15 protein-coding genes are annotated in these 19,744 nt (G+C 62.0%); 6 read left to right on the forward strand and 9 right to left on the reverse strand.

Going from position 1 to position 19,744, the window contains the following annotated elements:
- Positions 1–133 precede the first annotated feature (133 nt).
- Together J2X35_RS10865 and J2X35_RS10870 are read right to left on the reverse strand one after the other, a co-directional pair.
- Positions 134–1,720, reverse strand: coding sequence for an amino acid adenylation domain-containing protein (locus J2X35_RS10865; protein ID WP_310185236.1), 1,587 nt, complete (start codon positions 1,718–1,720; stop codon positions 134–136).
- A gap of 38 nt (positions 1,721–1,758) precedes the next feature.
- Positions 1,759–2,598, reverse strand: coding sequence for a gamma-glutamyl-gamma-aminobutyrate hydrolase family protein (locus J2X35_RS10870; protein ID WP_310185239.1), 840 nt, complete (start codon positions 2,596–2,598; stop codon positions 1,759–1,761).
- A gap of 193 nt (positions 2,599–2,791) precedes the next feature.
- Here J2X35_RS10870 and J2X35_RS10875 point away from each other — a divergent pair, with 193 nt between their 5' ends.
- The 3 genes from J2X35_RS10875 to J2X35_RS10885 all read left to right on the forward strand — a co-directional run bounded on the left by J2X35_RS10875 (position 2,792) and on the right by J2X35_RS10885 (position 6,084).
- Positions 2,792–3,841: a hypothetical protein gene (locus tag J2X35_RS10875; RefSeq protein WP_310185242.1), complete on the forward strand. Its 1,050-nt coding sequence runs from the start codon at positions 2,792–2,794 to the stop codon at positions 3,839–3,841.
- Positions 3,842–3,941: 100 nt separating this feature from the next.
- Entirely contained in the window at positions 3,942–5,324 is a 1,383-nt protein-coding gene (locus J2X35_RS10880; RefSeq protein WP_310185245.1) for a condensation domain-containing protein, read from the forward strand.
- A 109-nt stretch (positions 5,325–5,433) separates the two neighbouring features.
- Positions 5,434–6,084: a dTMP kinase gene (locus J2X35_RS10885; RefSeq protein WP_310185248.1), complete on the forward strand. Its 651-nt coding sequence runs from the start codon at positions 5,434–5,436 to the stop codon at positions 6,082–6,084.
- 55 nt (positions 6,085–6,139) lie between these two features.
- Here the strand turns inward: J2X35_RS10885 and J2X35_RS10890 are convergent, their stop codons facing one another.
- The 6 genes from J2X35_RS10890 to J2X35_RS10915 all read right to left on the reverse strand — a co-directional run bounded on the left by J2X35_RS10890 (position 6,140) and on the right by J2X35_RS10915 (position 15,086).
- On the reverse strand, positions 6,140–8,833 hold the full coding sequence (locus J2X35_RS10890; protein ID WP_310185249.1) for a nitrate reductase: 2,694 nt from the start codon (positions 8,831–8,833) through the stop codon (positions 6,140–6,142).
- Positions 8,834–8,839: 6 nt separating this feature from the next.
- Complete coding sequence (gene nirD, locus J2X35_RS10895) at positions 8,840–9,169, reverse strand: nitrite reductase small subunit NirD (RefSeq protein ID WP_056113994.1); 330 nt, start codon at positions 9,167–9,169, stop codon at positions 8,840–8,842.
- Between the two features lie 4 nt (positions 9,170–9,173).
- On the reverse strand, positions 9,174–11,624 hold the full coding sequence (nirB, locus tag J2X35_RS10900; protein ID WP_310185251.1) for a nitrite reductase large subunit NirB: 2,451 nt from the start codon (positions 11,622–11,624) through the stop codon (positions 9,174–9,176).
- Positions 11,625–11,628: 4 nt separating this feature from the next.
- Positions 11,629–12,927, reverse strand: coding sequence for a nitrate/nitrite transporter (locus J2X35_RS10905; protein ID WP_310185254.1), 1,299 nt, complete (start codon positions 12,925–12,927; stop codon positions 11,629–11,631).
- A gap of 339 nt (positions 12,928–13,266) precedes the next feature.
- Complete coding sequence (locus J2X35_RS10910) at positions 13,267–14,487, reverse strand: CmpA/NrtA family ABC transporter substrate-binding protein (protein ID WP_310185256.1); 1,221 nt, start codon at positions 14,485–14,487, stop codon at positions 13,267–13,269.
- Positions 14,484–15,086 (reverse strand): ANTAR domain-containing response regulator, encoded by a 603-nt coding sequence (locus tag J2X35_RS10915; RefSeq protein WP_310185259.1) that lies wholly within the window; start codon positions 15,084–15,086, stop codon positions 14,484–14,486. Before J2X35_RS10915 ends, J2X35_RS10910 begins: the two co-directional genes overlap by 4 nt.
- A gap of 365 nt (positions 15,087–15,451) precedes the next feature.
- Between J2X35_RS10915 and J2X35_RS10920 the strand changes: the two genes are divergently transcribed.
- The 3 genes from J2X35_RS10920 to J2X35_RS10930 all read left to right on the forward strand — a co-directional run bounded on the left by J2X35_RS10920 (position 15,452) and on the right by J2X35_RS10930 (position 18,143).
- Positions 15,452–15,811, forward strand: a complete 360-nt coding sequence (locus J2X35_RS10920) for a septal ring lytic transglycosylase RlpA family protein (RefSeq protein WP_310185261.1) — start codon at positions 15,452–15,454, stop codon at positions 15,809–15,811.
- Positions 15,812–16,044: 233 nt separating this feature from the next.
- Positions 16,045–17,322 carry a polyhydroxyalkanoate depolymerase gene (locus tag J2X35_RS10925; RefSeq protein ID WP_310185264.1) on the forward strand — a complete coding sequence of 426 codons (1,278 nt, stop codon included), beginning with the start codon at positions 16,045–16,047 and terminating at the stop codon, positions 17,320–17,322.
- A 197-nt stretch (positions 17,323–17,519) separates the two neighbouring features.
- Entirely contained in the window at positions 17,520–18,143 is a 624-nt protein-coding gene (locus J2X35_RS10930; RefSeq protein ID WP_310185267.1) for a transglutaminase-like cysteine peptidase, read from the forward strand.
- A gap of 62 nt (positions 18,144–18,205) precedes the next feature.
- On the opposite strand, the gene J2X35_RS10935 is transcribed toward J2X35_RS10930, so the two are convergent.
- The gene (locus J2X35_RS10935) at positions 18,206–19,735 is read right to left on the reverse strand and encodes a YifB family Mg chelatase-like AAA ATPase (RefSeq protein ID WP_310185270.1); all 1,530 of its coding nucleotides are present in this window, start codon (positions 19,733–19,735) and stop codon (positions 18,206–18,208) included.
- Positions 19,736–19,744: the final 9 nt, after the last annotated feature.

Consider the following 19,744-nt stretch of genomic DNA (forward strand, 5'->3'; position numbering starts at 1 on the left):
GCGTTTTGCTTGAAGCATCACCATCTCAATTTTTAGTCTTGTCTAAAAAATCGATCCTGTCAAATGACCCGGCAGACGTTGGCTGCAGCCTCTTAGGGTGCCTTACGGGGGGGCTCTATCGGGGCTTGGGCAACTACAGATCGGCGACCCGGCTGGACAGTTCCTTGTAGTCCAGCTTGCCGTTGCTGTTGTAAGGAAACCGGTCGATCTCGATGAACTTTTCGGGAATCATATAGAGGGGTAATTCCCTGGCGCAGGCCTTCTTGGCAGCACCCTCCCCCCCATCCACCTTGTCGCAAAATGCAACGAGGTGCGTGCAGATCTGGTCCTTGGAAAAAACCGGAACGACGGCGACGGTCGCGCAGCCAACCGTCCGTCGAACAGCCCCTTCGATTTCCTGCAATTCCACCCGATTGCCGCGCATCTTGACCTGCCGATCGACGCGGCCGTGAAACATCAAGCCGAAGCGGTCGTCGATACTCGCAAGATCGCCGGTCCGGTACCAGATGCGCTCACTGCCCGGCCGTCTGACGAATGAAGCCGCTGTCGCGTCCGGTTTGTTCCAATAACCCGGCACGACCTGATCGCCCGCCAGCCACAATTCTCCAGCCTCGCTTGTCGGCTTCCCGTCGCCATCGATGACGAGAAAGTCCAGGCCGGGCAGCATGTCGCCGATCGGCGCGACCCCGGTGGCCGGGCTTTTGCCGGGCTCATATCGGTATTGGGTGACGAAGATGGTCGTCTCCGTCGGGCCATAGAGGTTGTAGACCCTGGATGACGGCGCGGCCTCGGACCACGCTTGCGCCAATTCCGCCGGGAAGGCCTCGCCGCAAAACCAGCTGACACGAAGTGAGGGAAACGTGCGTTCCTTCAGAACATTCAGCTTCTGCATATTGGTTGCGAGCGACGGCACGGAACCCCAGACGGTGATTTCGTTGCGACGGACGAAATCGAGTGGGAACAGCCGATCCTGAGGCAGCGGAACGCACAGACAGCCGCCGCTGAGCCAACACAGGAAGATGTCACAGATCGAAAGATCGAACGACAGTTCGAATATCTGGCTGAAACGATCCGTATGGTCCGTCTTGAAGAGACGAAGCGCCCTGTCGATGCAGGCACAAGCGTTGTCGTGGGTGACGGCGACACCCTTCGGGCCACCGGTGCTTCCTGATGTATACATCATATAGGCAAAGCGAGGAGGATGGGACGCCGGCCCCAAGGAAGCGGCGTCCTGCAAATCAGCTACGGGCCCGCCCCGGCAGATAAAGGTCGAGGCGCCATCGAAATCGGGGAACGGGTTCTCTTCACTGTCCGGCAGGATAACATTCCGGAACCGGGCATCCCGCAGGAGAGGCATGGCAGCGCGCACGGATTCCGCATCGATAATTACGGTTTCGATGCCGGCGTCCTCGATGACTTTCAGCAGGCGCTCGACCGGAAACTTCGGGTTGAGCGGCACATACACATTGTTGCTTTCCATCGTGGCGATGATGGAAGCATAGGACGCCAGGCTTTTCGCCGACAGCACGCCGATGTTGGCCTGCGCTCCTCCAAGCCCGACGGCTTCCAGGCTTCGCCTGATCGCATTGCATTCACGTCGCAAGGCCTCGTAAGTCCACTGCCGATCGCCGATGCTAAGCGCCGGCCGGTCCGGATAAAGTCGTGCGCTGTCCGCAAAAAACCGGTCCAGGCTCCGGCGCATGTTGGAGGGGTCGCTCATCGTGTCTCTTCAGCTTGATGCGTTGGGCGCAGTCTCGCCTACATAGCCGCCGACGCCGCTCTCGATCCATTGCGCTCTTGTTGCGGATTGACGAAGAATTGCGCCAAACGGGCTTCTTGCCGGCTGGCGCAGGCCGTCGCGAAAGCTTCGAACAGCAGCTTGTTGATCGGCACTTCCTCGGTGTGCCATTCCGGATGCCACTGCACGGCAAAAGTCCATGCCGGGGCGTCAGGCACGGAAATGGCTTCAATGACGCCGTCGGGTGCGCGCGCCTCGACCGCGATGCCGACGCCCGGCTCTGCAATCGCTTGACCATGAAGGCTGTTTATTTTCAGGTCATCAAGGTCGAAACCCCGCTGCCTGAGCGTTGTTTCCAGCCAGCCTCCCGGAGCAGGCTCGATGTCATGGGCGGGAAAATATTTCAGATGCTGGGGAAGGTCCTGCACCGCACGGTGGTCCAGATTGCCAGGCAGTTCGTGCACGAGCTGATGAAGCGTGCCGCCGAACGCGCAGTTCAGCTCCTGTGCGCCACGGCAAATGCCGAAGATCGGAACCCCGGCCTCTATCGCCGCATGAATGAGCGGAAGGGTCGTTGCATCCCTCGCTTCATCGAACAGAGTGACTTTGGGATCCACCGCGGCGCCATAGCGGCTTGGATGAACATTGGAACGGCTGCCCGTCAGCAGCAACCCGTCGAGCTGTGCGACAATGGCTGCCGCTGAAAACCCGTCGCCGCCGGCCATCGTCGCGAGGCACGGGATGATCATGGGGATCGCGCGGGAATGGGTAACCAGGGTCTCAAGATAGCGGTTCGAGATCCCGTGCGAATGAATGTCCGAAAAGAAGTTTGCCGGTACCCCAACGACGATCGGTTGCATCTCTCAATTCCTTCGATTCACTGCCCGGATTTCACTGCCAGCCCGAAGCCGGCATTCGTGAGTATCCCATTTATTCACCTGTCGTCAGGGCCGATCAATCAACCGGCCGGGTCTTGTCAAATTTGGATACAACGTACCATGATAGATCATTATTGTGACGAAAGCGCAGAATTTGGGGGGAGTCTAGATAGCAATGTTGGCTGCTGGTCAGACAATTAAGCTTCTAAAGGATACGATCTCGGTCGACGTCGATTTCATCACCAGCCAATGCTACCTGCGGCCGAATGATGTTGTCATCCTCGCAGGCTCTCTGGTGGAAGACATGGGCAACCTGTATTCCGATCTGGATGTCTACGTCATCACCGATGAGCTGCGGTCCAGCGACATGATCGACATCGGGCGGCATCATCGCGTCCTCACGGTAGAACGGGATATCGCCCGCAAAGGCTGTACGCCCAAGCAGGTACTGCTGATCCACACCGTTCTGCCGCAAAGCAAAATCAAGGTCGATGTCGAATTCAAGACCCGCAAGGAATTCGACTCGCTTTTCGATGAGGTCAGGTCGATGCACGCCTATGCGTGCGACAACCTGGCGATGATGTCCAAACGGCTCAAGCCCCGCGATGAGTTCATCATTCACCGCCTGTTCAACTGTAGCGCCATCATCAATGAATCAGCGCTGCAGGATCTGAAGTCACAGCTCTCCCTCTCGCAATATGCCTATCTAAGCTACAGGTGGTTTGCTTCCGACTTTTCCGTCCTGCTGGACCTCCTCGGGGCATGGCATCAGGGTCGGATCGACCTGGCTGCGGACCTTGCCCGCGAGTTGGTCGTCCTGGAGATGACCGGCTTTCTGTGCCTGCTCGGCGTAACCAACATCAGGCGCAAATGGTTGCTGGTCTATGTCGAACAAACCGAGATGGACGCGACGATCAAGCAGCGCTTCCTCGAAAGCTTCTTTTTCCAGGGAGCTGATAGCCCACAGCAGAAAGTGGCCCATGTCGAAAAGTCTCTCGACCTCATTGACGACATCTACGATGCCTCGCGGCCGCTCCTGGAACGCCTTCCCAATCCTTCGGGAGAACAGGCGCTCGCCAAGCTGCGTCAGGAGGTACATCTGGATCCGGCCGGCGGCGAGGAATACGTTGAAATGGAGTATAATTTCCGCGCCAAGCCTTACGGCCAGAAAGGCACTCCTACCCGTCTGCTGCTTCCGCCTCTGGGAGCGGGAACACTGACGTGACGACCGTGCTGTGAGTTCGCCGCGCGCAAGCGCCCGCAGGTCTGCTTTTGATCGTCGGCGTCTCGGTACTATTCCACAACAACGATGATGGTGCGGAGCCATGCAGACCGATTCCGAAAAATCACTGGACACCCTCCAATCGCTGACCGCAATCGAGCAGTATTTCGTTCAGATCGGCAAGAATGACAGCAAGGGCCTAATGCATCTGAAGTCCGTGCTGCGGTTTCACGGAAAGCTGGACGTTCGCGCACTGGAAAACGCCATCAACATCCTGGTTGAGCAGAACCAGGCGCTGCGAACGAGTTTTTCCGAGGTTCCGGGAGTCCGCGCAAACCGTCCACGCCTTGTCCGGGTCATCAACCCTGCCTCGATCGTCAAGCTCGAAGTCGGGGATTTTAGCGACCAGTCGACCGAGCAGAAGCTGGACTCGATCCAGAAGGTCAAAACCCAGGAGCACAAGCGGCAGTTTGATCTCGAACGCGGTCCGCTGTGTCACTTCACGCTGGTGAAAAGCACGGAGCGTGAGTTCTATCTTTTCATCACTCTGCATCATGCGGTCTCGGACGTCTGGTCGCTCAACGTCCTGATCAAGGAAATCGCCCAACACTACAATGCTACTCATGCCGATCCGGCTTATCTCGCTGACGAAAAAAGCGCAGACATCGTCGACTACCTTGAATGGTACAACAGGCAGGCCTCGCCCGAGGCCCAGCAGAAAGCGACGAGTTTCTGGGCGAAGTATCTCAGCGGATTTACCGGAAACGACCTGGGGCAGGATCTTTCCGTCGATGTCGAGGCGATAGACTTTCAGGCGGAATGGGCCGAAATCAAATTTGCCCTGCCTGAGAAACTCTCCGACTTCAGCAAAAGAAACGCACTTCTGTCCTTTGCGGCGCCATTGCTGGCATACGGCATGATGCTCTCGGCCTACGCGAAGTCCGACAACCTCTACATCCTGCACACGATTTCTGGCCGCTTCTCACCCGCATTCAATAACGTTGTCGGCCTTCTCGTTCGCATGCTGCTCCAAAAGATCGCCATTTCGCCTGGCAAGACGGCCAAAGAGGCGATGAAGGAGCTGCAGATCGATTTCCTGTCAGCGTTGCCCCACGGCGCGATCCCCATCCTGGCGCTGCTGCCTGGACTGACGCGCGTCGATCGAATGCATCATCGGTTCTGGACAGACCTCAGCCAACCGAAAATCCTGTTCAATTTTCTCCATATCGATAATGAGCCTGTTTTCGAATCGCTGTTCAATGATCTTCAATGCGAACACATTCTTCCCCATGACAGCGACAACGCCCTGAACGACATCAATCTGTTCATGCGCTGCGAAGGCACCCAGGTGCATGGCTGGCTGGGCTGCTGGAAATCCCGCTATACGAAGGCGGTCGTGCAGGAGATGGCCGAGGCCTACCAACGGCTCCTCGTCCAAATCGTCAGCAATCCCGACCGCCCGACAAGCGAGTTCTTGACCTTGTAGACAGCTCAACGACGAGCACCCAAAAAGAACTTGTCCAACATCGGACGCTGCTGCATGCTTCAAAAATGAGAATTTGGCTGATTATTTAGACGGTACTGGCGGACAGAGAATGACGAACGGCACTCCAGGCAAGCTTATCGCGTTCTGCGGGTTGGACGGCGCCGGCAAGACGACGCAATTGGATCGGCTAGCCCGGCATCTCGAACGGTACGGCACAGTGTTCCGGACGACGCTGCCGACAGACTGGTTCAGGCAGGACCCGGCCGTCCGCGCCTATTTGAACCAGGAAATCGAGAACACGGACATATTTCTATCCGAGCTTGCCCTGTTCTCCAGCGCCGACCGGCTGCGCTATCTCAGGAGCGAGTTGCAGCCGCGGCTGGCGGCGGGCGAGATCATCCTGTCCGACCGGCACATTCTGTCGGCCTACACATCGCTTCTTGCCGCAGGGTTCAAGGACCTGCCGTGGCTCATGTCGCTGAACAGGCTGATGCCGGTTCCAGACCTGACCATCTATCTCGATGTCGATCCGGCGATATCCAGCCAGCGTGTGCTTGCGCGTGATGGTGCTGCGCACAAGCGTCAGGAAGTGGATCTGGAATTTCTGGCGCGCACCCGCGCCGCGTTCATCGACCAGCCATGGGGCCCCGATTATCTTCCCAGCTATGCCATCATCGACGGCTCCGGTCCCGCCGATGAAGTCGAGGCGAAGATCCGCGAAGCCGCCGACGCGCTCTTCGACGGCGTCGGAGCCGGCTGACACGTCCCCGCCACAGCCGTCGCGCATCCGGCTTCATCTGATCGCCAGGGGCTGTCTACTCGGCCGCGTGGACACCTCCGACGTCGATAATGCGCCGTATCTCGGAGCGGCATGAGCCGCAATTCGTGCCGGCGTTCAGCGCCTTGCCGATGGCATCGAGGCTGTCGCAGCCCGCGGCGACAGCGGATGCCAGTTGATTGATCCCGACATTGAAACAGGAGCAGACGATACGGCCGGCCGAGGGCAGCGGCGACGGCGAGCGGCCCGAAAGCAACGCATGGCGGTCGGCCGCGGCAAGCGGCTGGCGGGAACCGAGCAGGGAGACCAGCCACTCCCGCGCCGGGAGCTGATCCGGTGCTGCGACCAAAAGCGCCTCCGCCAGGGCGCCGGTCTCGTCCGCTGCAGCCGCCCGGTACGCCAGGCCGCGCCGGTCGGTGTATTCGAGCAGGTGATCGCGGTGGAAAACGTCGAGAAATTTGCGGGTCAAAAGGATGCCCTGATCCGGCTTTTCGGTGCCGCAGAATTCGTAGACCCAGCCGCCCTGCACCCGGGTGCGGCTCCAGTGGACGAAGCCGGTCGGCCGCAGGTCGCGGCGGCTGATCAGCACGCCAGCCCAGGCCGTATCCTCGCGCACGATGCCTATCGGAACATGCTTCAATTCAGGCTGGCCGGAATACGGATCGGTGAGCGGCGTCGATAACGTTCCGGCGGCGGCATTCGCCGCGAAACGGCCGCTCCAATGCATCGGCAGGAAGGCGTGTCCCGGGCGCTGCGCATCGGTCACCCGCACCTTCGCGCGGACAAAGCCGTAGCGCGAGGAAATCCGTGCCAGATCACCGTCCCGCAGTCGGTGGGCCTCCGCATCGGCCGGGTGCAGGTCGATCACCGGCTCCGGCGCATTCGCCATCAGGCGCGGCACGCTGCCGGTGCGCGTCATGGTGTGCCACTGGTCGCGCAGCCGCCCCGTATTGAGGGCCAGCGGATAGGTGGAATCCACGGTGAGCGACACGCCCTCGTGCCGAACCGGAATGAAACGGGCACGCCGGTCGGGGGTAGGGAATCGCCCGTCCGAGAGCAGACGTGTATGGCCCGATGGGAAGGGAGAACCTGCGCCCGCCTGCCGGGCTGGCCAATGGCGCGGCGCGAAATCCTCATAAGACTCGGTCGAGATCGATGCGAGCGCGCCGATGTCGAACAGCCGCTCGCCATTGTTTTCGAATGCGGAAAGCGCCGCGTGTTCGCGGAAGATCGAGGCCGGAGATTCGAAGCCGAACGCCCCGGCGAATCCCATGCGACGCGCCACCTCGACGATGATGCGCCAGTCGCCCCGCGCCTCGCCGGGCGCCGGCACAAACGGCCTCTGACGTGACTGCCGGCGCTCCGAATTCGTCACCATGCCATCCTTCTCGCCCCAGCCAGCGGCGGGCAAAAGCACATCGGCGTAGCGCGTTGTATCGGTCCGCGTGACATCAGACACGACAACGAAATCGCAGGACTTCAGGGCCGCGCGAACTCTCCCAGCGTCGGGCATGGAGACGGCCGGATTGGTCCCCATGATCCACAGTGCCTTGATACGGCCGTCGGCAGCAGCGCGGAACATGTCGACGGCTTTCAGCCCGCCCTTCGTGGCAATCCCGGGCGCGTTCCAGAAACGTGACACGCGGTCGACGTCCGCAGGGCTTTCGAAGTTCATATGCGCGGCCAGTTGGTTGGCAAGCCCGCCCACTTCACGGCCTCCCATCGCATTTGGCTGACCCGTGACGGAGAATGGCCCCATGCCGGGCTTGCCAATGCGGCCCGTCGCAAGATGACAGTTGATGATAGCGTTGACCTTGTCCGTGCCGTGCGCCGACTGGTTGACGCCCTGGCTGTAGACCGTGACCGTGCGCTCGGTGACCGCGAACAGTTCGTAGAACAAGCGCACGTCGGCAGCCTTCAGGCCGCAACCTTGCGTGACGCGCTCTATCGTCGGCGCGTCGGCTTCCGCAAGCGCCAGAGTGTCGACGAAGCCGGTCGTGCTCTTGACGACGAAGTCGGTATCGGTGACGCCGACCCGAGACAGATGCGCCAGCAGGCCGTTGAACAGCAGCACGTCCGTGCCGGGATCCAGTGCCAGATGCAGATCGCATTCGTCGGCGGTGGCGGTGCGTCGAGGGTCGATGACAACGATACGGGTGCCACGCGTCCTGCGCGCCGCGAGCAGGCGTTGGTAGAGGATCGGGTGACACCAGGCGGTGTTCGAGCCGGTCAAAACGACCAGGTCCGCTTCCTCGAAATCTTCATAGATGCCGGGGACAATGTCCTCGCCAAAGGCGCGGCGATGGCCAGCGACCGACGATGCCATGCAGAGGCGTGAATTCGTATCGATGTTGCCGGAGCCGATGAACCCCTTCATCAGCTTGTTGGCGACGTAATAGTCTTCGGTCAACAACTGTCCGGAAATGTAGAAGCCAACCGAATCCGGGCCGTGCTCGGCTATTGTTCGGGAAAATTTTTCAGCGACCAGATCAAGCGCGCCGTCCCAATCCGCCCGCCTGCCGGCGATCTCGGGATAGAGCACGCGGCCGTCCAATCCCATCGTCTCGCCAAGCGCCGAGCCCTTCGAGCAGAGCTTGCCAAAATTCGCCGGATGATCTGGGTCGCCGCGAACGGAAATGGCTCCGTCCGCGGCGATTTTGGCCAGTATACCGCAACCCACCCCGCAATAGGGACAGGTGGTCCTCACTTCGGCTGCCAGCTCGGTTGACATCGGCTTCTATTCAGCCGCCTGCAGCATTTCGCCGAGCGCCAGCGCAATGCGGCCGTCCTCGATCCGCAGGGGGATCGTTCGGACGGCACCCTCGTCGGCGCCGAGCGCCTTGCCGGTTTCCAGCGAGATCACCCAATTGTGCAGCGGGCAGGTCACTGCCGCGCCATGAACGATGCCCTGGCTGAGCGGACCTCCCTTGTGCGGGCAATGATCCTCGATGGCGAAGATGCGGTCATCCGCGGTCCGGAAGACGCCGATCTTGCCCCGCGGCGTCGTCACACAACGCGCACCGCGCTGCGGGATGTCGCCGATGCTGCCGATGTCGAACCAGGTCATGATGCTACTCCGCGGCTTCGGCGAACTGGGCTACGGCCATTGGTTGAAACTCATGCTTGTCCTTGCCGGAGACGCGTTCCGACCATGGATCGATCTGCGCGAATTTCTGGCTGAAGACGAAGCGGTCGTAGTAGGCCTTGCGCCTGCCGGCATCGTCGAGCACCTGGCGCTTGATCTCGGCCGTTCCAATGCGCTTGGCCCATTTGTAGATGCGTTCGAGATAACGCGCCTGCTCGCGGTACATCTGAGTCAGCGCAACGATGATCTCGAGCGCCTCGTCCTCCGACTTCGCCATGCCCAGCACCTCGGTGCCCTTGATGTCGAGCCCGGCGGCGCCGGCGAAGTGGATCTCGTAGCCGGAATCGACACAGACCACGCCGACATCCTTGCAGGTCGCCTCGGCGCAGTTCCGCGGGCAGCCGGACACCGCCATCTTGACCTTGGCCGGCGTCCACGATCCCCACATGAACTTTTCTATACGGATGCCAAGACCCGTAGAATCCTTGGTGCCGAAACGGCACCAGTCGGTGCCGACACACGTCTTCACCGTGCGCAGGCCCTTGGCATAGGCCTGACCGGAGACGAAGCCGGCCTGGCCGAGATCGGCCCAAACCGCCGGCAGATCCTCCTTGCGGATACCCAGCATGTCGATGCGCTGTCCGCCAGTGACCTTCACCGCCGGAATGCCGAATTTGTCGACCACATCGGCAATCGCACGCAGTTCCTTCGACGAGGTCATGCCGCCCCACATGCGCGGCACCACCGAATAGGTGCCGTCCTTCTGGATGTTGGCGTGGACGCGTTCGTTGATGAACCGCGACTGGTAATCGTCGGCATACTCGTCCGGCCAGTCCGCAATGAGATAGTAGTTCAGCGCCGGCCGGCATTTGGCGCAGCCGCAGGAGGTTTTCCACTCCAGTTCCTGCATGACGGCTGGAATAGTCTTCAGCCCCTTGGCCTTGATCAGCCGGCGCACGTCGTCATGGCCAAGCGCGGTGCAGGCGCACATCGGCTGGACTGCGGCGGCGTTGTAACTGTCGCCCAGTGTGAGCTTCAGCAATTGTTCCACCAGCCCGGTGCAGGAGCCGCAGGAAGCCGACGCCTTGGTATGGGCGCGCACATCGTCCAGGCCGGTCAGACCCTTGGCTGTGATCGCGCCGGTGATCTTGCCCTTGCAGACGCCGTTGCAGCCGCAGATTTCCGCATCATCCGCCAGCGCCGCAACGGCCGCCAAAGGGTCCGCGGATTGGCCCCCCTGAAAGGCCTGGCCGAAGATCAGCGTATCGCGTATCTCCGAAATGTCGGTTTGCTTTTTCTTGAGGTCGTTGAACCAGGCGCCGTCGCCGGTCTCGCCGAACAGCACCGTGCCGATGATCCTGTTGTCCTGCAGGATGACGCGTTTGTAGATGCCGGACGAGGCATCGCGCAGGATGATCTCCTCGCGATCCTCGCCGTCGGCAAAGTCACCGATGGAATAGAGGTCGATGCCGGTGACCTTGAGCTTGGTCGGCGTATCGGCGTGAGCGAACCGCCTGTCCTCGCCATCCGAAAGCTTGGCCGCCATGACGCGCGCCATTTCATAAAGCGGTGCGACGAGACCATAGACATGGCCGCCAACTTCGGCGCACTCGCCGAGCGCGAAGATCGCCGGGTCGGACGTCTGCATGCGGTCGTCGGTAACGATGCCACGGTTGACCTCGAGCCCGGCCTCGCTGGCAAGCGTCACATTGGGCCGGATGCCGACAGCCATGACCACCAGCGTCGCGGGGATCACCTCGCCGTCGGCCAGTTCGACGCCCTCGACCTTGCCGTTGCCGACTATCTGCTTGGTGTTGGCCTTGGTGATTACCTTGATGCCGCGCGCCTCCACTGCCTTCTGCAGCAGATAGCCGGCAGCCGGGTCGAGTTGTCGCTCCATCAGCGTGGGCATGACATGCAGCACAGTCACATCCATGCCGCGCTCCTTCAAGCCGGCCGCCGCTTCGAGGCCGAGCAGGCCGCCGCCGATCACCACAGCCCTGGCGCGCGACTGGGCGGCCAGCAGCATGGCGTTGACGTCGTCGAGGTCGCGGTAGCTGAGCACACCCGGCAGGTCCTTGCCGGGCACCGGGATTATGAAAGGCACCGAACCGGTGGCGATCACCAGCCGGTCGTAGCTTTCAGTCACGCCGTGGTCGGAGGTCACGGTCTTCGCCTCACGGTCGATGGCGACGATCCTGTGGCCCTTGTAGAGGGTGATGCCGTGCTTGATGTACCAGCCATCGCCATGGATGACGATCTCATCATAGTCCTTTTCGCCGGACAGAACCGGCGACAGCATGATGCGGTCGTAGTTCACGCGCGGCTCGGCATTGAAGATGGTGATCCGGTAGCGGTCTGGCGCGGCCTCCAGCAGGTGCTCCAGCATTCTGCCGGGCGCCATGCCGTTGCCGATGATGACGAGTTTCTCGGTCATTGGTTCAGGTCCTGGCTTGTTCTGTGGCTTGGCCGAGCGGGGTCCGGCGGCTTATCCTGACTATGGTGATCTGCATCCAGACGAGGCAGGCGGCGGCGACAAGCAACAGCAGCATGAAGCAGCTCGACCAGACGCCAGTCAGGTCGTTCAGCGCGCCGAAGACGATCGGCAGGACGAAGCCGCCGAGGCCGCCGATCATGCCGACGAGGCCGCCAACGGCGCCGACATTGTTCGGGTAGTAGACCGGAATGTGCTTGTAGACGGCGGCCTTGCCGACAGCCATGAAGAAGCCGAGCACGAAGGCAACGGCGATGAACGCGACCCAACTCACTTCAAAGTGGAAGTTGATCGGGCCGTTGATGCCGCGCACGACATAATCGGCCGCGGGCAGGGCCAGAACCAGGCAGCACACGCAGGACACCGCGAAAGTCCAGTAGAGCACCGTGCGCGCGCCGATCCTGTCGGAGAGCACGCCGCCATAGGCGCGGAAGACCGAGGCCGGGATCGAATACGCCGCGCCGATCATCCCGGCGGTGACGAGGTCGAAGCCGTAGACGCCGATGAGGTAGCGCGGCAGCCACAGGGCGAGCGCGACGAAGCCGCCGAAGACGAAGAAATAGTAGAAGGCGAAGCGCCAGACGCGGATGTCCTTGAGGGGCTGGAATTCCGCCATGAAGCTGCGCGGCTGACCGGCGCCGGTGAGGCGGCGCTGGCGGATGACCGGGTCGTCCTCGGTCGTGAACCAGAACACCATGGCCATGACGGCAAGCGCGGCCGCCCAGATCAGGGCGACGCTCTGCCAACCGAAGGCGAGCAGGAAGAACGGCGCGGCGAATTTCGTCACCGCGGCGCCGACATTGCCGACGCCGAAAATGCCGAGCGCCGTACCCTGACGGCTTGCCGGATAGAAGCGCGAGACGTAAGCGACGCCGACCGCGAAGGAACCGCCCGCGAGGCCGACGCCGAGGGCAGCGACCAGCATCTGCGCGTAGGTGGTGGCAAAGGCGAGCAGGAAGGTGGCGAGCGCCGCCGCCGCCATCGTCGCGGTGTAGACCAGCCGGCCGCCGAAGCGGTCGGTCCATATTCCGAGCACCATGCGCACCAGCGAGCCGGTCAGGATCGGCATGCCGATCAACAGGCCGAACTCGGTCTCGGTCAGGCCAAGCTCGCCTTTGATCCTGACGCCGATGATGGAGAATATGGTCCATACCGCAAAGCAGATGGTGAAAGCGATGGTGGACATAGCGAGCGCGCGCGACGGTGCGTGGTCATGCATGGCGGCCGGTGGGTGAGTCCTGCTCATTTTCGCTCCATGGGCGGCTGGGAGGTGGCCGCGCTGTGGCTGAAACAAAAAAAACCGCCGAGCAGGCCTGTCGCGCTCCTGTGCGGAATCGCGAAAAGACCTGTTCGGCGGCTTTGCCTGGGGTGCGCCCGTCATTGGACGCAAATTTCTCGACCCCGAAGGGCCTGCGATAGATCAAGCAGGAAGCGTGCCAAATCCAAGATTTGCAATTTTTTGCAATATAATCAGATGCTTAATGAAGAACCCGGTTTCTGGCAGCTCTCGGCAATCGCCAACGAAATGGCCAATCCGCAGGGCAAACTGCATAAGATTTGTGCGCTGCAATAAATTGTGCAGGATTTAATCGCGCGCCTGCTGGCCCCTCACGTAGGCATCGAGCGCGTCGGGGTCGAACACCTTGCCATCGAAAAAGCCGTCCGGTCCCAGCACCAGGCTGGCGCCTGCCGAACCCACCGGCGTCGGCGAGGTCAGCGCGCCCTCGACCTTGGCGTTTGCCCCCGGCAGCGCCACTCCAAGCGGCTTGAGGGCGGAGCGGTAGAGGTCGGGGCGATAAGTGTCCAAGGCCCTGGCGGCATTTTCAGCCGTGGCATTGATTTGTCCCCACCGGACCATCTGCGAATAGAACCACAAGGCATGGCTCTTCCACGGGAAGGTCGCGGCCTTGGCCTGAGGCAGGAAGAAATCATCCACCTGAACCGTTCCCGCACCGCTCCGGATTTGCCCCGACAGGGCGGGAAGCAGCCAGTCAACGGGACAATCCAGGTAGTGCGGGCACGAGAGCAACCCCGCCAGTTCCTCGCGATTGCCGGGCTGCGCGCACCATTCCGCCGACCTGTAGAGCGCCCGCAACAGCGCCGCAAGCTCACCGGGATTGGCCTCAGCCCAGAGCGCGGCGACGCCGAGAACCTTTTCGGGGCTCGACTTCCAGATCGCCGCCTTGACCGTGGCGATATGGCCGAGGCCCTTGGCCACGGCGGCAGTGTTCCAGGGCTCGCCGGCGCAATAACCGTCGATGCGCCCTGCCCCGATGGCATCGGCCATCAGCGGCGGCGGCAGGATGACGATCTCGACGTCCCGGTCCGGATCGATGCCGCTGGCGGCAAGCCAGTAGCGCAGTTCATAATTATGCCCCGAATGCGGATGAACGACGCCGAAGCGCAACGTCGGTCGCCCCGCCTTCGCACCGGCGGCGATCGTCGCGCGCAGTGCGCGGCCGGCAGTCGTCGGATCGAGATCGCCGACCGAGCCGGCATCCGCCATCTTCTGCCAGAGCGCCACGGAGACGGTCACCGCATTGCCGCCTAGCCCAAGCGCCATCGGCGCCAGCGTCGGCGTCGCCAGCGGGGTCATGCCGAGATTGCAGGCGATCGGCATCGGCGCCAGCATGTGCGCGACGTCGAAGTGCCCGACCGCCATGCGGTCGCGGATGTTGGCCCAGGAGATTTCGCGAACCAGATGCAGGTCAATGCCCTCGGCTTCGGCAAAACCCTTTTCGCGCGCCGCAACCAGAATGGCGCTGTCAAGCAGAGGCATGATGCCGGCCGCGATGCGATGGGTCATGGCTGGTCTCCCTCGCCAAGCAGGCCGGCCGCGGTGACGAGGCTTTGCGCGATGTCGGCGATTTTGCGGTTCTGGTTCATCGCCGTCTTGCGTAGCAGCGCATAGGCCTCGTGCTCCGAAATCCCCCTCGAGCGCATCAGAATGCCCTTGGCGCGGTCGATGACCTTGCGTCCCTGCAATTCGGAACGGGCTTCCTCGAGTTCTTGCGCCAATCGCGAAAAGGCCCGGAATCGGCTGATCGCCATATCGAGGATCGGTTTGACGCGCTCCTTGCGAAGCCCGTCGACCACATAGGCGGAAACGCCGGCATCGACAGCGGCTTCGATGGAACTGGCGTCCGACCTGTCGACGAACATGGCGATGGGCCGCTTCACCACACGCGACAGTTGGAACATGTTTTCCAGCATGTCGCGATTGGGATTCTCCAGATCGATGACGATGACGTCCGGCTCGATCTCGGCGATGCGGGCGGCAATGCCTGCAATGTCGTGGATGAGCGTCACACGCTCATGTCCAGCCTCGCGCAATCCGGCCTCGATGATCGCGGCGCGGATTCGGTTTTCATCGATGACCAGGATCGCCAGGGAAGCTGCCGCCATGCCGCTATCCTGATCTGCCGCCGGCTTTATGCAATGCGGCAAAGCGCCCGCACGAAAAGCTTGCGATGTCGTTTTCACGGGGTGTCAACGCCAGGATAAGATATGCCTGAATCATTCCTCAAATTGATCCAATCGGCTTTTGCCAGCGGTGAGCAACGAGGCTCACATCGCATCAGGACACAGAGCAAGCCACGAGGCCATCACGGATATACAGCAGGATTTTCTTGGGTTTTTTCATGACGTACTGTTTCTCAATGACTCCAAACGTGTGCCTTCGACATGGAACTGCCAAGCTACAGCCGCATTTGTTGCCACATTTCGTCGGTTAACGCTTCGTATCTGTCAATGGAGCACGTTTCCCAGGAATGATTATCAACAAACGCGCCGCGCTTTTCTCCGCGGCCGCCGTGGCCGGGCTTGTGCTCAGCGCCTCGGTCACCCCCGCCGCCGCGCAATGCGGCCGCGCCTCATGGTATGCGCTTCACTCCCGCACCGCTTCGGGCGAACGCATGAACCCCTCGGCACTGACCGCCGCGCACCGAAGCCTGCCTTTCGGCACCCGTCTCAAGGTGACCAACAAGAAAAACGGCAAGAGCGTCGTGGTCCGCATCAACGACCGGGGCCCCTTCATCAAGGGACGCGTGCTCGACCTTTCGAAGGGCGCCGCGAGCCGCATCGGGATCATCAAATCCGGCCATGCCTCGGTCTGCATGGCGCAAGTCTAGCCCGAAACAGCAGTTCAACGATCAAAGCGCCGGTGTACGGCGCTTTTTTCGTCCGAAATCCGCCAATTGCGTTCGCTTGATGGAAGTGCGCCGCCCACGCCCTTCGCCCGCTGCATGACAGTTCCGCGACGATCTATTGCGCTGCAGCAAATTCTTGCTAACTTCCCTATGAGATATTGGAAGCTCGGCGCCGCCTGTCGTCCTTTCCTTGGCATAGAGCAGCGGGAGTTTCGATGTTTTACCAACTCTACGAGATGAACCATGCTGCACTGCAGCCAGCGCGCGCCTTTGCCGAGGCGACGCGCCTGCTCTACAGCAATCCGCTGAACCCCTTTTCGCATACGCCATGGGGCCGCTCGGTGGCGGCAAGCGCCGAATTGTTCGAGCGCACAACCCGCCGGTACGGCAAGCCGCAATTCGGGCTGACCAGCACGATCGTCGACTGGAAGACGGTCCCCGTTAAAGAGAAGACCGTCTGGTCGAAGCCCTTCTGCAGGCTGATCCATTTCGAGCGCGAGGTACCGGCCGGACGGCGGGCCGATCCCAAGCTGCTGATCGTCGCGCCGATGTCCGGGCATTATGCGACGCTGCTGCGCGGCACGGTCGAGGCCATGCTGCCGCACGCCGAGGTCTACATCACCGACTGGATCGACGCCCGCACGGTGCCGGTTTCGGCAGGCCGCTTCGATCTCGACGACTATATCGACTACGTCATCGATATGTTTCACGCACTCGGACCCGACACCCATGTGATGGCCGTGTGCCAGCCTTCCGTGCCGGTGCTAGCCGCGGTTTCGATCATGGAGGCCGAGGGAGATCGCTTCTCGCCGGCCACGATGACGTTGATGGGCGGCCCCATCGATACCCGCCGCAACCCGACGGCGGTGAACCTGCTGGCCAAGGACAAGGACCTCGACTGGTTCCGCGACAATGTCATCATGACGGCGCCGTGGCCGGTGCCGGGCTTTGGCCGCGAGGTCTACCCCGGCTTCCTGCAACTGTCGGGCTTCATGACCATGAACCTCGACCGCCACATCATCGCTCACAAGGACTTCTTCATGAACCTCGTAAAGCATGACGGCGACGGGGCGGAGAAGCACCGCGACTTCTACGACGAATATCTGGCGGTGATGGACCTGACGGCGGAATTCTACCTGCAGACAGTCGACACGGTTTTCATCCGTCATGCCTTGCCCAAGGGCGAAATGACCTATCGTGGTGTTCCGGTCGATCCCGGAAAGATCCGCAATGTGGCGCTTTTCACCGTCGAAGGCGAGAACGACGACATTTCCGGCCTCGGCCAGACGGAGGCGGCGCATGGCCTCTGCGCCAGTCTGCCCGCCGACATGAAGGCGCACTACATGCAGCCGGCGGTTGGACATTACGGCGTGTTCAACGGCTCGCGTTTCCGCGCCGAGATCGTGCCGCGCATCGTCGATTTCATCACCAGCTATGGACGCAATACGGGCGTTCCGGCCAAAGCCAAGGCGGTTCAGGCGTTCAAACCCTGAATTGAGCGCATCTGACCAAGCCCTTCATGCAGACGGAGCATGTCACATGACAATTCGGCGATTCAAGGCGGCTGTTGCACAATAGCCGCTGTCGCCCCGCAGTCAGTAACCATGACGTGATGCAGGCCATTCCTTCAATTGACACGAAGTGTGAAACCCCCTTAACGTTTCGTTAACAACAGGGGTTCGCGGGGACAATGGTTTCCTCACTGGTGGCGCGCGGCCTGCGCTATTGCGCAGCAATTGCGGTTGGCCTGACGGCGGGAGTGTGGGCGGCGGATGCGACATCGGCGTCCGCGTCGATGGCGACGGGCAGCATCACCTCGCAGCCGATCGGCCACTATGATTTCTGCAAGGCCAATCCGGCGGAATGCTCCATAAAGCTCGCCAATACCGGCCCCGCCTCGATGACCGAAACGCTCTGGCGGCAGCTGGCCGGCGTGACCGCAGCGGTCAATGCCGCAGTCAAGCCGATGAACGACATCGACATTTACGGCAAGGATGAAGTCTGGGCCTTTCCCGACAGCGGCGTCGGCGATTGCGAAGATTACGTCCTGGAAAAGCGCCGCCAGCTCAACAGGCTCGGCATGTCGCTGGCCGATCTCCTGATCACCGTCGTGCGCAAGCCTGATGGCGAAGGCCACGCGGTCCTGACCGTGCGGACCAACAAGGGCGACTACATTCTCGACAATCTGACCGACAAGGTCAGGCTCTGGGACGAGACCGGATACCGTTTCCTCAAGCGGCAGGCCGCCAACAACACCGGCCGCTGGGTTTCGATCCGCGACGGCCAGCAGATTCTGGTGGGCTCGGTCCAGTAGTCTCCGATCACAACAGCGCCGCCTCGGACTGAAACCTCCAGCTGCCGGCTACGAGTGACGGATCAGGCCGCCTGCGCCATACGATCCGCCGCCATCCGGTAGGAAATCGCCTCAGCCAGATGAATGCGGCCGATGTTTTCACTGCCGTCCAGGTCGGCCAGCGTGCGGGCCACCTTGAGAACCCGATGATAGGCGCGGGCCGAAAATCCGAACTTTTCGCTGGCATCCTGCAACAGCGCCCGGCCTGCGCCGTCGGGCAGCGCGACTTCCTCGATTGCCGAAGCCGCACATTGCGCGTTGGTGCTGGCGGCCACGCCCAGCCTTTCGAAACGCGCCCGCTGCACGGCGCGGGCTGTGGCGACGCGGGCGGCGACCGCCGCGCTCGTCTCCGCCTTGCCCGGGCGCAGCATATCGCTGGCGGCAACGGCCGGCACATCGACGCGCAAATCGATGCGGTCCAGCAGCGGACCGGAAATGCGCGCCTGATAATCGCCACGGCAGCGCTCGCCGCGCGCGCAGCGGTAGCCGGGTTCGCCGGCCATGCCGCATCGGCACGGATTCATGGCGGCGACGAGCTGGATGCGGGCCGGATAGGTGATGCGATGATTGGCGCGGGCAATCATGCACTCTCCCGATTCCAGCGGCTGGCGCAAGGCATCCAGCGTCTGCGGCGAAAACTCGGGAAACTCATCAAGGAACAGCACGCCGTGATGGGCAAGCGACACCTCGCCCGGCCTCGCCCGCAAGCCGCCGCCCACCATCGCCGCCATCGACGCCGAATGATGCGGGGCGCGGAAGGGCCGCCGATCGGTCAACCTGCCCTCGGCAAGTTCGCCGGCGACGGAAGCGATCATCGACACTTCGAGCAGTTCCTTCGGCGCCAAGGGCGGCAATATGGACGGCAGACGCTGTGCCAGCATCGACTTGCCAGAACCCGGCGGGCCAATCATCAAGAGGTTGTGGCCGCCGGCTGCGGCCACTTCCAGCGCCCGCTTGGCGCTCTCCTGGCCCTTGATGTCGGCGAGGTCCGGCAGGCCGGACGCCGGCGCGCGCGTGCCGGGTTCGGGCCGCGACAGAACCTGCGTGCCGCGGAAATGATTGGCGATGGCGATCAGGCTGCGGGGCGCCAGAATATCGATTTCCGATCCCGCCCATGCCGCCTCCGGGCCGCAGCCATGCGGGCAGATCAATCCCCTGCCATCGGCATTGGCGCCGATCGCCGCCGGAAGCGCCCCGGCCACCGCCGTGATTGTCCCGTCGAGCGACAATTCACCCAGCACGACGAAGCCGGCCAGCATGTCGCCGGGTATGGCGCCCAATGACGCCATCAGCCCGAGCGCGATGGGAAGGTCGTAGTGGCTGCCTTCCTTGGGAATATCCGCCGGAGCGAGGTTGACCGTCACCTTCTTGGCCGGCATCGACAGTCCCGACGCATGAAGCGCCGCCTGAACGCGCTCCCGGCTCTCGGCGACCGCCTTGTCGGGAAGCCCGACGATCGACATGCCGACCTTGCCGGGCGCGACCATCACCTGAACATCGACAGGCACGGCCTCGATGCCCTGAAAGGCTACTGTGCGCACACGCGAAACCATTGCCGTCCC

The organism is Mesorhizobium sp. BE184, assembly GCF_031457045.1.
Taxonomy (GTDB): domain Bacteria; phylum Pseudomonadota; class Alphaproteobacteria; order Rhizobiales; family Rhizobiaceae; genus Mesorhizobium.